The sequence below is a fragment of the Streptomyces sp. A18 genome (assembly GCF_059026065.1).
Map to the genome: position 1 here is coordinate 44,944 of NZ_JBWLKL010000013.1, position 12,962 is coordinate 57,905.

General features: G+C 70.1%; 14 protein-coding genes and 1 tRNA gene. 8 read left to right on the forward strand and 7 right to left on the reverse strand.

The features are described from left to right. Positions 1-88: 88 nt before the first annotated feature. Positions 89-208: transfer RNA gene (locus AC5P1C_RS21600), tRNA-Glu, on the reverse strand. A gap of 175 nt (positions 209-383) precedes the next feature. Between AC5P1C_RS21600 and AC5P1C_RS21605 the strand changes: the two genes are divergently transcribed. Next, positions 384-1,004, forward strand: a complete 621-nt coding sequence (locus AC5P1C_RS21605; protein WP_493867528.1) for a GNAT family N-acetyltransferase — start codon at positions 384-386, stop codon at positions 1,002-1,004. A 259-nt stretch (positions 1,005-1,263) separates the two neighbouring features. Here the strand turns inward: AC5P1C_RS21605 and AC5P1C_RS21610 are convergent, their stop codons facing one another. The 4 genes from AC5P1C_RS21610 to AC5P1C_RS21625 form a co-directional block, all read right to left on the reverse strand. Further along, on the reverse strand, positions 1,264-1,833 hold the full coding sequence (locus AC5P1C_RS21610; RefSeq protein ID WP_493867529.1) for a DinB family protein: 570 nt from the start codon (positions 1,831-1,833) through the stop codon (positions 1,264-1,266). A gap of 77 nt (positions 1,834-1,910) precedes the next feature. Further along, positions 1,911-2,303, reverse strand: coding sequence for a VOC family protein (locus tag AC5P1C_RS21615; protein ID WP_493867530.1), 393 nt, complete (start codon positions 2,301-2,303; stop codon positions 1,911-1,913). Continuing rightward, positions 2,300-2,593 carry an ArsR/SmtB family transcription factor gene (locus AC5P1C_RS21620; protein WP_493867531.1) on the reverse strand — a complete coding sequence of 98 codons (294 nt, stop codon included), beginning with the start codon at positions 2,591-2,593 and terminating at the stop codon, positions 2,300-2,302. Before AC5P1C_RS21620 ends, AC5P1C_RS21615 begins: the two co-directional genes overlap by 4 nt. A 25-nt stretch (positions 2,594-2,618) precedes the next feature. Then, positions 2,619-3,470, reverse strand: a complete 852-nt coding sequence (locus AC5P1C_RS21625) for an IclR family transcriptional regulator (RefSeq protein ID WP_493867532.1) — start codon at positions 3,468-3,470, stop codon at positions 2,619-2,621. Positions 3,471-3,574: 104 nt separating this feature from the next. On the opposite strand from AC5P1C_RS21625, the gene AC5P1C_RS21630 reads away from it, so the two are divergent. Genes AC5P1C_RS21630 through AC5P1C_RS21645 form a run of 4 tightly spaced genes read left to right on the forward strand, consistent with a single transcriptional unit; the run spans position 3,575 to position 7,484 of the window. Further along, positions 3,575-4,552, forward strand: coding sequence for a 5-dehydro-4-deoxyglucarate dehydratase (locus AC5P1C_RS21630; protein ID WP_493867533.1), 978 nt, complete (start codon positions 3,575-3,577; stop codon positions 4,550-4,552). A 34-nt stretch (positions 4,553-4,586) separates the two neighbouring features. Then, on the forward strand, positions 4,587-5,924 hold the full coding sequence (locus tag AC5P1C_RS21635; RefSeq protein ID WP_493867534.1) for a gluconate:H+ symporter: 1,338 nt from the start codon (positions 4,587-4,589) through the stop codon (positions 5,922-5,924). 57 nt (positions 5,925-5,981) lie between these two features. After that, the gene (locus AC5P1C_RS21640; RefSeq protein ID WP_493867535.1) at positions 5,982-7,313 is read left to right on the forward strand and encodes an enolase C-terminal domain-like protein; all 1,332 of its coding nucleotides are present in this window, start codon (positions 5,982-5,984) and stop codon (positions 7,311-7,313) included. Positions 7,314-7,346: 33 nt separating this feature from the next. After that, positions 7,347-7,484 (forward strand): hypothetical protein, encoded by a 138-nt coding sequence (locus tag AC5P1C_RS21645; RefSeq protein WP_493867536.1) that lies wholly within the window; start codon positions 7,347-7,349, stop codon positions 7,482-7,484. On the opposite strand, the gene AC5P1C_RS21650 is transcribed toward AC5P1C_RS21645, so the two are convergent. Further along, positions 7,468-8,394, reverse strand: a complete 927-nt coding sequence (locus AC5P1C_RS21650; RefSeq protein WP_493867537.1) for a TetR/AcrR family transcriptional regulator — start codon at positions 8,392-8,394, stop codon at positions 7,468-7,470. The genes AC5P1C_RS21645 and AC5P1C_RS21650 overlap by 17 nt on opposite strands. 115 nt (positions 8,395-8,509) lie before the next feature. Here AC5P1C_RS21650 and AC5P1C_RS21655 point away from each other — a divergent pair, with 115 nt between their 5' ends. Further along, complete coding sequence (locus tag AC5P1C_RS21655; protein WP_493867538.1) at positions 8,510-10,072, forward strand: MFS transporter; 1,563 nt, start codon at positions 8,510-8,512, stop codon at positions 10,070-10,072. A 246-nt stretch (positions 10,073-10,318) separates the two neighbouring features. Here the strand turns inward: AC5P1C_RS21655 and AC5P1C_RS21660 are convergent, their stop codons facing one another. Beyond that, positions 10,319-10,933, reverse strand: a complete 615-nt coding sequence (locus AC5P1C_RS21660) for a hypothetical protein (protein ID WP_493867539.1) — start codon at positions 10,931-10,933, stop codon at positions 10,319-10,321. 439 nt (positions 10,934-11,372) lie between these two features. Here AC5P1C_RS21660 and AC5P1C_RS21665 point away from each other — a divergent pair, with 439 nt between their 5' ends. Then, positions 11,373-11,954 (forward strand): HPP family protein, encoded by a 582-nt coding sequence (locus AC5P1C_RS21665; protein WP_493867540.1) that lies wholly within the window; start codon positions 11,373-11,375, stop codon positions 11,952-11,954. A gap of 130 nt (positions 11,955-12,084) precedes the next feature. Next, positions 12,085-12,927, forward strand: coding sequence for an aldo/keto reductase (locus AC5P1C_RS21670; RefSeq protein ID WP_493867541.1), 843 nt, complete (start codon positions 12,085-12,087; stop codon positions 12,925-12,927). Positions 12,928-12,962: the final 35 nt, after the last annotated feature.

The window sequence follows — 12,962 nt, forward strand, 5'->3', positions numbered from 1 at the left end:
GGGAGGGACACCCAGGGGCGAGTCGGTAGCTTCGGCGCACCTCCTGGACGTACAGCTCTCGTGTTGGTCGGCTCCTGCTGGTCGGCTGCGGAGCCGGCGGGATTCGAACCCGCGGACAGGGAAGGGCAAGGCCCGCCCGGCTCCCGTCAGTCGACGTGAGAGGGGCTTCCCTCACGCCGATCGCATTGGGCCGCTCTGCCACGGCTCCGCAACCTACGAGACTGCGCGATCTCGCTCCGCCGAGGATAGGGACAGCGCCGGTCCGGGGGCGAGTTCATTATCTCGGCGCCCGCCCCGCGTGCCGAGCACCTTCCGGCACGCCTCATCGGCCCTCGCGTGCGATCGGCACCCCGGCCTGCCCGGCGAAGATCATCCGGTGCAGAATGACTCGTATGTCGATATCGAACACTCCGAAGACGGCAACAATCGAAGACGCTGCGCCGATCGGGCGCGCCCTGGCCCGTGCCTTCGACGACGACCCGATGATGCGCTGGTTCTTCCCCGACGAGGCCACGCGCGCCGTGGGGCTCGGCCGCTACTTCACCACGCTCTTCACCCGGCAGTACGTCCACCACGGCGTCTGCGAACACACCTCCGCGGCAGCCGCCTACTGGGTGCCGCCGGGCGCGCAGGACAAGGCCGTTCCCGACGCGGAGACCATCGAGGAACTCGTGGCGATCCTGGGCGACCGGGCCCCGCTGTTCCAGCAGGCCGTGGCGGCTGCCGCCGAGCACGGGCCCCAGGAGCCGCACTGGTACCTCGCCGTGGTCGGCGCGGACCCGGCCGCCCAGGGACAGGGCCACGGAGCCGCTCTCCTGCGCTCGGGCCTCGCCAAGGCGGACGCGGACGGTCTGCCCACCTACCTGGAATCCTCCAAACCCGCCAACCTCCCCGTCTACGAGCACTTCGGCTTCTCGGTGCTCGGAGAGGTGCAACTCCCGGGCGGCGGACCGACCTTGTGGTCGATGCGCCGCGAGCCGCGCCGCCACCCGGCCGAAGCCTGAGCCGGACGCGCCCGAGCCGGATGCGCCCCAGCCGGACGCCGCCTCAGCCGTGGCGGCGGGGCAGGCGTACGACCCGGCTGATCGGCCGGGCGTAAGGGGTGGTCACGTCAGGGCCTCTTCCTCGGGGGTAGTCCTGGGCGCCCGCGGCCACGGCGGCGACACCTGCCGGACCCCCGCCGTGGCGCTCTCGGAGGCCATCCGCGCGCCGGAAGTCCATGGCCGTGACGTCACCGCCCGCCCCCTGTCTCCCCGCCCCTCGTTACTGGCCCACCCTGCCGTCGACGCACTCGCGCAACAGGTCGGCCTGCCCGCAGTGACGGGCATACTCCTCGATCCTGTGCACCATCAGTTCCCGGACGGCGAACCCGTCCTTCCCCAGACGCTCCCCCAGGTCCGGGTGCTCGGCCAACTCGGCGTCCGTCGCGGCCTGTTCGCGCTCCAGGTCGGCGTATGCGGCATCGACCAGCGCTTGCTCGCCGACGGCTCCGTCGAAGTCCGCGTCCCGCTCGCCGTACAGCTTGGGCAGGGGGTCGCCCTCGCGGATCCAGTTGCGCCAGTCCCGCTCCACCTCGGCGAGGTGCCGCACCAGACCGAGCAGCGACATCGTGGACGGCGGAACCGACCGGCGGGCCAGCTGCTCCGCGTCCAGGCCCTCGCACTTCATCCGCAGGGTCAGGCGATAGTTCACCAGGAAGTCCTGCAGCGTGGCGAGCTCACCGTCCGGGCTGACCACGTCGCTGTTGCGGGGGTCGTCGTCCGGGTCCGACCACATGTCGGGGTAGGTGGTCGCCTGGCTCCATCGTTCGGGTTCGTCACTCATGCGGGCCATGGTGGCCCGTGCGGAGCCGGGCCACCACCGACTTATTGGTGGCCCGCCACCGACTTACTGGCTCGGCATGATCTGGATCAGGACTGGCTCTGCATGATCTGGATCAGGTTGCCGCAGGTGTCGTCGAGGACCGCCGTGGTGACCGGACCCATCTCCAGCGGCTCCTGGGTGAACCGCACCCCGAGCCCGCGCAGCCGGTCGAACTCTGCCGCCACGTCGTCCACGGCGAAGGACGTGGCCGGAATGCCGTCCTCGACCAGCGCCGTCTTGTACGGCTTCACCGCGGGGTGCCCGGAGGGCTCAAGGAGCAGTTCGGTCCCTCCTGGCTCCTCCGGGGAGACCACGGTCAGCCATCGGTCCTCGCCGCCCACCGGGACGTCGTGCTTCTTCACGAAGCCCAGTACGTCGGTGTAGAAGCGCAGGGCCTTCTCCTGGTCGTCGACGAAGACACTGGTCAGGTGGATCCTCATGGGGTGTTCTCCGATGTGTCGGGCTTGAGCCATCGGGTCACGATGACCTCAAGAGGTTCGGTGTTCAGGTCGTGGAACTTGTAGCGACCCTGCCGCCGGGAACGGACCAGGTCCGCGGATTCCAGGACGGCCAGATGCTGGCTGATCGCCTGCCGGGACAGCCCCAGACCGTGCTTGGTGAGAAGCCGCGCACATATCTCGAACAGGGTCTGGCCGTCCCGCTCCACCAGCTCGTCAAGGATGCGCCGACGGGTGGGGTCGGCCAGCGCCTTGAAAACATCCTCCGTCATGAGCCCACCATAGGCAAGTCACGACTTACCTATCAAGCGGGACCCCACGCCAGTCGGGACCACCCGATGCGGACGACGGCAGGCTTTCGACCTTCGTCTGGATCTCCCGCATGACGGACACGACACGACTCTGGTGCTCTTCGGTGAGCCGGGCCACGGGCACGGAGCAGCTGATGGCATCGACGGCCGGCACGTCGTACCGCAGGGCGAAGCCGAAGCCCGCGATGCCCGACACCGTTTCCTCGCGGTCGATGGCGTAGCCGCGTTCACGCACCCGCCCCAGGTCGGCGAGGAGTGCGGCGCGGTCGGTGTGCGTGCCCGGCGTGAAAGCGGTCAACGGGCCGTCGGCGAGCGGGAGTTCACCGTCCGGGCGCTCGGCGAGCAGCGCCTTGCCGAGGGCACCGGCGTGGGCGGGGACGCGGCGGCCGACCCGGCTGATGGTGCGCAGGTACTCGTGCGACTCCCGCGTCGCCAGATAGACGACGTTCGGGCCGTCCAGGCGCGCCAGATGGATCGTCTCGCCCAGGGCGTCCGAGGCCTCGTCCAGGTACGGGCGGATGGCGCGCACCCGCACGTCACTGTCGAGGTAGCTCGTGCCGGTGAGCAGCGTGCGGATGCCGATGCCGTAGAGGGATCCGGTGGTGTCCGTGCGCACCCAGCCGCAGTCGACGAGCGTGCGCAGCAGTTGGTACATGCTGCTGCGCGGTACGTCCAACTCCTCCGCGAGCTCGTCCAGACGGGCCGGCCTCTCGGCGCGTTCCGCGAGCAGTTCCAGGAGCGCGACGGTGCGCAGCGCCGACTTCACCCCGCGAACCCCGGCACCCCCACCACGCCCGGCACCGCGATCCACCCCGCGGTCCGTTCCGCTCTCCGCCATCTGCCCATCGTAGATCGGTGACGCCTGCCCATTGACCCCGGTCGTTCACGACTCTAGCCTCCATTCTCATACATGGACGCCATCTGCATATAGAGATGAGATTCGTGAACGAGCTCAGTACGAGACCCCAAGACGTGGCCCAGCGGCTGCGGGAGGGCATGGCCCGCGGCGTGCTGTCCTTCCCTCTCACCAGCATGCGGAGTGACGGCAGCCTCGACGCGGAGGCCTACCGGGCCTATCTGACGGCCCAGTTGGCGGCGGAGCCGGGCGTCGTGTTCCCCGCCTGCGGGACCGGCGAGTTCTTCTCGCTCGACGAGGAGGAGTACCGCTCGGTCATCAGGGTCACGGTCGAGGTCGCCGACGGCCGGCTGCCAGTGGTGGCGGGCACCGGATACGGCTGGGCCCAGTCGCTGCGGTTCGCCCGGATCGCGGAAGAGGAAGGCGCGGATGCCCTGTTGGTGATGCCCCACTACCTGGTCGATGCGTCACAGGACGGCCTGGTGGAACAGCTGCGCCGCATCGCCGCCGGCACCCGGCTGCCTCTCATCGCCTACCAGCGCGGCCAGGTCACCTTCAGCGCCGACACCCTGCGCCGGATCGCCGAGATCCCCACCGTCATCGGTCTCAAGGACGGGCACAGCGACCTCGACCGGCTGCAGCGCCTCACCCTTGCCGCCCCCGACGGCTTCCTCTTCTTCAACGGCGCCGCCACCGCTGAGATCCAGGCCCGTGCGTACGCCACCGTCGGCGTCCCCGCCTATTCCTCGGCCGTGCACGCCTTCGCCCCCGAGATCGCCAAGGCCTTCCTCACCGCGCTGCGGGAACGGGACGACATGGCGGTGGACCGGCTGCTGCGGGAGTTCTACGTCCCGCTGGTCGAACTGCGGGACCGGGCGCCGGGCTACGCCGTCTCGCTGGTCAAAGCCGCCGCCCGGCTGCGCGGTCTGCCGGTCGGCCCGGTGCGCGCGCCCCTCACCGATCCCGGCCCGGACGACATCGCCGAGCTGGAGAAGGTGCTCGACGCCGGACTGGATCTGGTCGCGGCGGTGCGGGACGACCGGCGGAGCCTGCCGGCGACTTGATCCACAGTTCGGAACAGTTCAAAGGGGAACTGAAATGCCGCTCGTCGTAGTCGGGGTCAGCGTCCTGATCCTGTTGTTCCTCATGACCCGGCTGAAACTGAACGGTTTCGCCGCGCTCCTGTTCGTGGCGGTCGCCGTCGCGCTGGTGCAGGGCATACCCGTGGCCACGATCCCCGACGTCCTCTCCGAGGGCATCGGCGGTCAGATCGGCGACACGATGCTCGTCATCGGGCTCGGAGCCATGGTCGGCCGCGTGATGGGGGACTCCGGTGCCGCACAGCGCATCGCCAACAAGATGCTGGACGCCTTCGGGCCGCGGTGGGTCCAAGTGGCCATGGTGGTCACGTCCATGCTCATCGGCGTCACCATGTTCTACGAGGTCGCCTTCATCATCATCGTGCCCATCGCGTTCACCCTGGTACGCGTCACCGGGGCGAAGCTGCTGTGGATCGGCCTGCCGATGTCCATCACGCTCTCCACGATGCACAGCTTCCTGCCGCCGCACCCCGGCCCCACCGCCGTGGCCGCCACGTTCCACGCCTCCGTCGGACTGACGCTGGTCTACGGCCTGTTCATCGCGATACCCGCCGGCGCGCTGATCGCGCTGGCCTGGCCGCGGCTTCCGTTCGTCAGGGCGATGAACCCCTCCATCCCCAAGGGCCTGGTCAGCGAGCGCGAGTTCACCGACGAGGAGATGCCCGGCACGGGCTGGGCCCTGGCCGTGGCGCTCTTCCCCGTCGTACTGATCGCCGGTGCGTCGGTGACCGAGATGGCCGCCTCCGGCGAGAGCCCGCTCCTCAACGTCATCACCTTCATCGGCTCGGCACCCATCGCGCTGCTGCTGACCCTTCTCCTGGCGATCTGGGCGTTCGGGCCGCGCATCGGCCGCAGCCTGTCCGACGTCAGCGCTTCCTGTACGTCGGCGGCGCAGGCCATGGCCATGATCCTGCTGGTGATCGGGGCGGGCGGCGCCTTCAAGAACGTACTGGTCGAAGGGGGCATCTCCGACCACATCAAGGACACCACCGACGGCTGGTCCATCTCACCTCTCGTCCTCGCCTGGCTCATCGCGGTGATCCTCCGCATCGCCCTCGGCTCCGCCACGGTCGCCGTCGTGACCGCGTCGGGAGTGGTGCTGCCGCTCCTGGCGAACAGCGGCGTCCACCCGGAGATCCTGGTGCTCGCCGTCTCCTGCGGGTCGATCGCGTTCTCGCACGTCAACGACCCCGGATTCTGGCTCTTCAAGGAGTACTTCAACCTCTCGGTCATCGAGGCGATCAAGGTCCGCACCACGTATACGACGGTGCTCGCGATCCTCGGCCTCGGCGGCGTGCTCGCGGTGGAGTGGGCCCTGGACGTCCTCAGCCTCTGACCCACCGGCCGGCACCGTACCGCTCCCCCGCATCTCTCAATCGAGGAGTCTTTGATCATGAACAGGCAGCCGACCGTCACCGCGTTCAGCGTCTATCCGGTCGCGGGCCGGGACTGCATGGAGCTCAACCTCTCCGGCGCGCACGGCCCATACTTCACCCGCAACATCGTGGTCCTGCGGGACTCCGAGGGCCGCACCGGTCTGGGCGAGGTACCGGGCGGCGAGAAGATCACCCAGACCCTGCGCGACGCAGAGCCCCTCGTCGTCAGCGCCCGCATCGGTGACTACAAGCGCGTCCTGCGCGGGATCGGCGACCGCTTCGCCGACCGTGACGCGGGCGGACGCGGCGCCCAGACCTTCGACCTGCGCACCGCCGTCCACGCAGTCACCGCCGTCGAGTCCGCGCTGCTCGACCTCCTCGGCCAGCATCTGGAGGTGCCCGTCGCGGCGCTGCTCGGCGACGGGCAGCAGCGCGACTCCGTCCGCGTCCTCGGCTACCTCTTCTACGTGGGCGATCCCGACCGCACCGATCTGGAGTACGTCCGCGAGCCCGAATCCCCTGTCGACTGGCACCGCATCCGGCACGAGGAGGCCCTGACCCCCGAGGCGATCGTCCGGCAGGCCGAAGCCGCCTACGACCGTTATGGATTCCGGGACTTCAAGCTCAAGGGCGGCGTCCTGAAGGGCGCCGATGAGGTCGCGGCCGTACGCGCCCTGAAGGACCGCTTCCCCCAGGCCCGCATCACCCTCGACCCCAACGGCGCCTGGTCCCTGCGCGAGGCGATCGAGCTGTGCACCCCCCTGACCGGCACGCTCGCCTACGCCGAGGACCCCTGCGGAGCCGAGGGCGGCTACTCGGGCCGCGAGGTCCTCGCCGAGTTCCGCCGCGCCACGGGCCTGCCGACCGCCACCAACATGGTCGCCACCGACTGGCGGCAGCTGACCCACGCCCTGGCCCTGCAGTCGGTCTCCATCCCCCTCGCGGACCCGCACTTCTGGACCATGCAGGGCTCCGTACGCGTGGCGCAGCTGTGCAACGCGATGGGCCTCACCTGGGGATGCCACTCCAACAACCACTTCGACATCTCCCTGGCCATGGTCACCCACTGCGGAGCCGCGGCCCCGGGCGACTACAACGCCCTGGACACCCACTGGATCTGGCAGGAGGGCCTGGAGCGCCTCACCACCGCCCCGCCCCGCATCACCGACGGGGAGATAGCCGTGCCCGACGCCCCCGGCCTGGGCATCGAACTCGACATGGACCGCCTCCTGGCGGCCCACGACCTCTACCGGCGGAAGGCGTTGGGCGCACGCGACGACGCCACCGGCATGCGCTACCTCATCCCCGACTGGCAGTTCGACAACAAGCGTCCCTGCTTGGTGCGTTGACGGGGCCGGGGCGGTCGGCAACCACTCACCCTCTTGGGCGCCGCCGAGTACCTCGGCGCCGACGCGGGTATCGCCGCGCTGTACGACCTGGCACTGGAGAAGCAGCAGGCCGAGGGTATGACGGCCCACACCGCTCCCGCGGCGGTGCGACAGCTCAGGATTTCCGGCTGACCGGCGGGGGCCCCTCGATGAGGGCCTCGATTCCGTCCAGGAAGCGCTCGAGCCCGAACTCGAAGAGTGTGCCGAGCTCCAGGCTGAAGTCGTCCTCGCCGAAGAGCGAGGACAGGACCGGATAGGCCGTGGCGGTCTGGATCGCTTCCATGCGGGGCTCGTTGGACGCCATCCACTCCTCGGGCGTCATGCCGGTGTCCTGCCGCGCCTGGGACTCCAGCTCGATGGCCAGCGCGACGCCCTGGGCGTACCCCAGGACCGCGAGATGGACATGGATCATCTGGTACGGCGTGAGCCCAAGGCCGCTCAGGACGGCCAGGACCCGCTCCGTGTACCGCATCGCGTGGGGCGATGCCATCGGCCGGGTCAGGCCGGCCATGGCCCGCCCGAGCCAGGGATGGCGCTCGTACAGACCCCACAACCACCGTGCCTCCTGGGCCAGTTGGGCCCGCCAGCCACGCGGTCGGGGCCCGGACGGTTCCTCGCTGAACACCGCCTCCGACATGAGCCGTACGAGTTCGCCCCGGCTCGGCACATGCCGGTACAGGGCCATGGTGGAGGTCCCTAGTTCGGCGGCCACGCGGCGCATGGAGAGAGCCGCGAGTCCCTCCACGTCGGCGAAGGCGATCGCGGTGCGGATGACGCGCTCGCGGTTCAGCCCCTGGCCGGGAGCCGCACGGGGTTCCCGGCCCGGCGGCTCGGCGACGACCGTGCCGACACCGGGTACGGCGCGCACCAGGCCCTCCTGGTTCAGTGCGGCGAGCGCCTTCGTCGCGGTCGCCATGGCGACGCCCCACTCCTGGGTGATGTGCCGGGTGGAGGGGACGCGATCGCCCGGAGCGAGATCGCCGGAGGCGATGCGGTGGCGGATGTCTCCCGCGATACGGAGGTAGGGCGGATCGGCGGCCATGCGTCCACTGTACTAGTGCACCGGATGCGCCATTCCCCGGGGCAGGAAGGGTACTCAGGGCAGTGCACTAGGTCTCTGTTTGCGGCGTACACGCCGAGCCGATTCCGTACCTGGCATGGAGAACACACCCGACCCCTTCGCGGGCCGCAAGGAATGGTCCGCCCTCTGCGTCCTCATGCTGCCCCTGTTGCTCGTCTCGATGGACGTGTCGATCCTCTACTTCGCGATTCCGTACATCACCCAGGACCTCGAGCCCAGCGCCACCCAGCAACTGTGGATCCTCGACATGTACGGCTTCGTCCTCGCCGGACTACTCATCACCATGGGAGCCCTCGGCGACCGGATCGGCAGGCGCACACTGGTGCTCGGGGGCGCCGCGGTCTTCGGCGCGGCCTCGGTGGCCGCCGCGTACGCGCACTCGGCCGAACTGCTCATCGCCGTAAGGGCATTGCTGGGGCTCGGCGGCGCCGCCCTGATGCCATCGACGCTCGCCCTGATCCGCAACCTCTTCCGCGACAAGAGGCAGCGGGCCAAGGCCGTGACCCTGTGGACGGCCGTCATGACCACGGGCATCTCGCTCGGCCCAGTGGTCAGCGGACTGCTCCTCGAACACTTCTGGTGGGGTTCTGTCTTCCTGATCAATCTGCCCGCCATGGCGCTGCTGCTCGCTCTTGTCCCTTTCCTGGTGCCGGAGTTCAAGTCGCCGCAGCCGGGCCGCTTCGACCTGCTGAGCGCGGCGCTGTCGCTCGCCGCACTGCTCCCAGTCATCCACGGCATCAAAGAACTGGCCCAGCACGGCTACGAACCGCTGCCCGCCCTCGGGCTCACCTCGGGCCTTGTACTCGGCTTCGTCTTCGTACACCGCCAGAAGCGCCTCGCGCACCCGATGATCGACCTGGGCCTGCTGAGCCGGCGCTCCTTCGGTGGACCGTTGTTCGCCAATCTCCTCGCCATGTTCGCCACGGTGGGCATGGCCGTCTTCCTCACCCAGTACCTGCAATCCGTCCTGGGCATGAGCCCGTTCAAGGCCGCCCTGTGGAGCATGCTGCCGGCGGTGGGCATGGCCGTCACGGCCCCTACCGCGGCGGCGCTGGCCCAGCGCTTCGACCGCGCATATGTGATGGGCGGCGACTTTCTCATCTCCGCCTGCGGCTTCCTCTGGCTGACTCAGGTGCACACCGACACGGCCCTCTGGGTCCCGCTGGCCGCCGCATCCGTCTACGCGGGTGGCCTGGTCGCCGCCATGACGCTCGCCAATGAACTCGCCCTCGGGGCCGCGCCTCCGGAGCGCGCGGGCTCGGCCGCGGCCGTCCTCGAATCGGGCCAGGAACTGGGCGGGGCGCTGGGCATGGCGATCCTCGGCTCCATCGGCGCGGCGGTCTACAGCCGCGACATGGCCGACGCCCTGCCTGCGGACGTTCCCCACTCCGACGCGGTACGCGAAACCCTGGGCGGCGCGACGACAGTGGCCGCGCACCTCCCCTCCCGAACAGCGGACATGGTGCTGACCGCCGCGCGGGACGCCTTCACCCACGGGATGGGCTTCGCCGCGATCGGCGCGGCGACCGTCATGGCCGGGGCGGGTCTCTTCTGCCTGATCGTGCTGCGCGGCGCGGGCAGGACCAGCCACCCGACCGAGCAGCACCCCGAACCCGAACTCGCGGCGCCGGGCCGTTGACCTGCACGTTCGCTGCAGGTTCGCCGCACCTTCTGCACCGCGGCACCACCGACGGCGCAAGCGGCACCGCAATGCCGCTCGCCATGGCGTCATTCATCCGCCATGGCGAGCGGCATTGGTAACGCACCCCTCGGCCTCGCAAGGCCGGGGGTGCACGTCGCACGGTTCGTGGTGCTGCGCCTTGTCGTCTTCGCACGCAGCCGCGCGCAGGCGGAAGCCACCGTGCGCGCCACCCGCCTGCCGGGTTCAGCGCACCTGGGGGCAAGTCCTTCCGAATGCCCGGCACTTGGCCTCGAAGTCCGGCGGCAGCCAGTGTCCGCCCAGGAGTCGAGGGTGAGCGGGGAAGGCGGCGCGAGCAGCCAGGGCGAATATCAACGACGCCCAGAGGCTGTGGAGTCGTATCAACCGTGACGCACCGTTGTACATGTCGCGGAAGGCGCACTCGAAGATGTCGGGCCCGACGAGGTCCACCGCGTCGAGACCACCCCATTCGAGATCCAACCAGCTCTGCGGATGCCCGAAATAGGCCCGTCTGTTGGTGACCGTCACCTCTCCATGACCATCGCCCACCCAGCGGGGCTGGGCATCCGCGGCCGCCCGATTCCGGCGCGCGGCATTGCCGAGCGCCGAACCGACCATGCTCCCGATGACGAACCCGGGCCCTCCGACGGCCAGCGTCGTGTTGGAGGTGTAGGAGCCGTCGCCGAGAGCACGCCACGTGACACGAGAGGCGGGCCCCACCGCCAGGGACAGTTCACCGGGCGCGAGGCGGGCCATCGAGGGCACCGGCGACCGTTCGCCGAGCCTGTCCTGCGCGACGTCGTCGACGACGAAACACGCGTACAGGAGATGATCGTCCAACGCGGTCCAGGGAGTTGGCCCTCCGTTCTGCGGCCCTCCCGTGTACGGAACATTAACCACGGCCCACCCCAACCGACACGACCCGACCCATCCGGTCACCCCACAACGACGATCAGCATCGTAGAGATCTTCGAAGCGCCGCGTCGACGCGGCGGCGCGATCCGATGTGCCCCACGACGGACCGCGCGGTCGGCGACGGTTCGGTGCGAGCCTTGCGATCGCCGCATTGGGCCTGGTCAGCGCAGTGATCACCGGACCTGACCACAGGCCGCTCGGCAGGGCTTCGTAAGATCTTGGGTGAGTACGCGGATGCCCCGACCCCGGGCCGCCGACGCTGCCCGCGCCCCCTGCCGACCGCACGGGCGGGTGTGGCGACTCCTGCCCTCTGTCACCCCGCCGTCCGGGTCCCCCGCCGGCTGAAGTCCGGAACGTCCTTCTCTTGAGCACCGACGAAATCATCGAGGCGCCGCCCGCGCCTGCCCCGCCGAGCTCCCCTGCCCGGGGTACACGCACACGCCCACGCATCCTGCCCCGCCTCGCGGGCCGCGCCCCCGCCCCGCCGCCCGCGGGCACCGCCCTGCACAACATCAGTGCCGTCACCGCCGTGCTCCTGGCGCTGGTCGCTGTCGGCTCCGTCGTCCACGAGCCGGTGCTGATACCCCCGCTGGCGGCGTCCGCCGCGATCGTGCACAGCGTGCCGCGGCTGCCGCTTGCCCAGCCGCGCAGCGTGATCGCGGGCCATCTGCTGTGCGCCGGGGTGGGGTACGCGATCCTCGCCGCGCTGGGCAGCGCCCCCTGGGCAGCCGCCCTTGCCGCGGGTGTCGGCCTGGCCGTCATGACCGCGGCACGCACTCCGCACTCGCCTGCCTGCGCGACCGCCGTCGTCATCGTCCTGCACCAGCCCCGGCCCACGACCTTCGTGCCCCTGCTCGCCGGGGCCGTCCTCGTGGTCGTGCTCGCGGGCTGGGCCGCCTCGTGCGCCCGTCCCAGCGCGCCGCGCTATCCCGCCTACTGGTGGTGAGGTTCTTGGCGTGAAGGCCGGGCATGGAGTGAGATGAATCCGGGCATCCGCGCTGACGGGTGCGGATCAGTGCATATGTGCAGAGCAGCGCAGAGCATGCGACCTGCAGAGTGACGAGAAGGGATTCGCGATGGCAGCGGCCAAGACAGTGACGTTCCCCTCCAGTGTGAGCGTGCCCGCCCTGGGCCAGGGAACCTGGCGCATGGGCGACGACCCCACGCGCCGCGCCGAGGAGCTTGCCGCCCTTCGCAGGGGCCTCGACCTCGGCATGACGCTGATCGACACGGCCGAGATGTACGGGAGCGGCGCCTCGGAGGAGTTGGTCGGCGAGGCGATTCGCGGACGGCGCGACGACGCGTTCCTGGTGAGCAAGGTGCTGCCGTCGAACGCCGACGCCCGCGGCACCGTCGACGCCTGCCACGCGAGCCTGCGCCGCCTTGGCACCGACCGGATCGACCTGTACCTGCTGCACTGGCGCGGCGGCGTACCGCTCGCCGAGACCGTAGAGGCTCTCGAAGGCCTGGTGAGCAGCGGAAGCATCGGCGCCTGGGGCGTGAGCAACCTCGACGTGGACGACCTGGAGGAATTCCCGGCGGACGCCCTCCCGCAGACGGACCAGGTGCTCTACAACCTCACCCGCCGCGGCCCCGAGTACGACCTCTTCCCCTGGTGCCGCGAACGCTCGGTGCCCGTGATGGCCTACTCGCCCCTGGAGCAGGGACGGCTTCAGCGAGGAGCGGGCGTCCAGGCCCTGGAGTCGGTGGCGTCGGCGCACGGGAGTACACCGCTTCAGGTGGCGCTGGCCTGGGTGCTGCGTCACGACGACGTCATCGCCATTCCCAAGGCCTCCACCGCGGCGCACGTGGAGGAGAACCACGCCGCCCTCGGCCTCGGCCTCACCGACGAGGACCTCAAGACGCTGGACGCCGCGTTCCCCGCGCCGGTGCGCAAGGAGCCCCTGGAGATCCTCTGAAGTGTGCGCTCCGCTTGTCGGGGCACCCGTCAGTC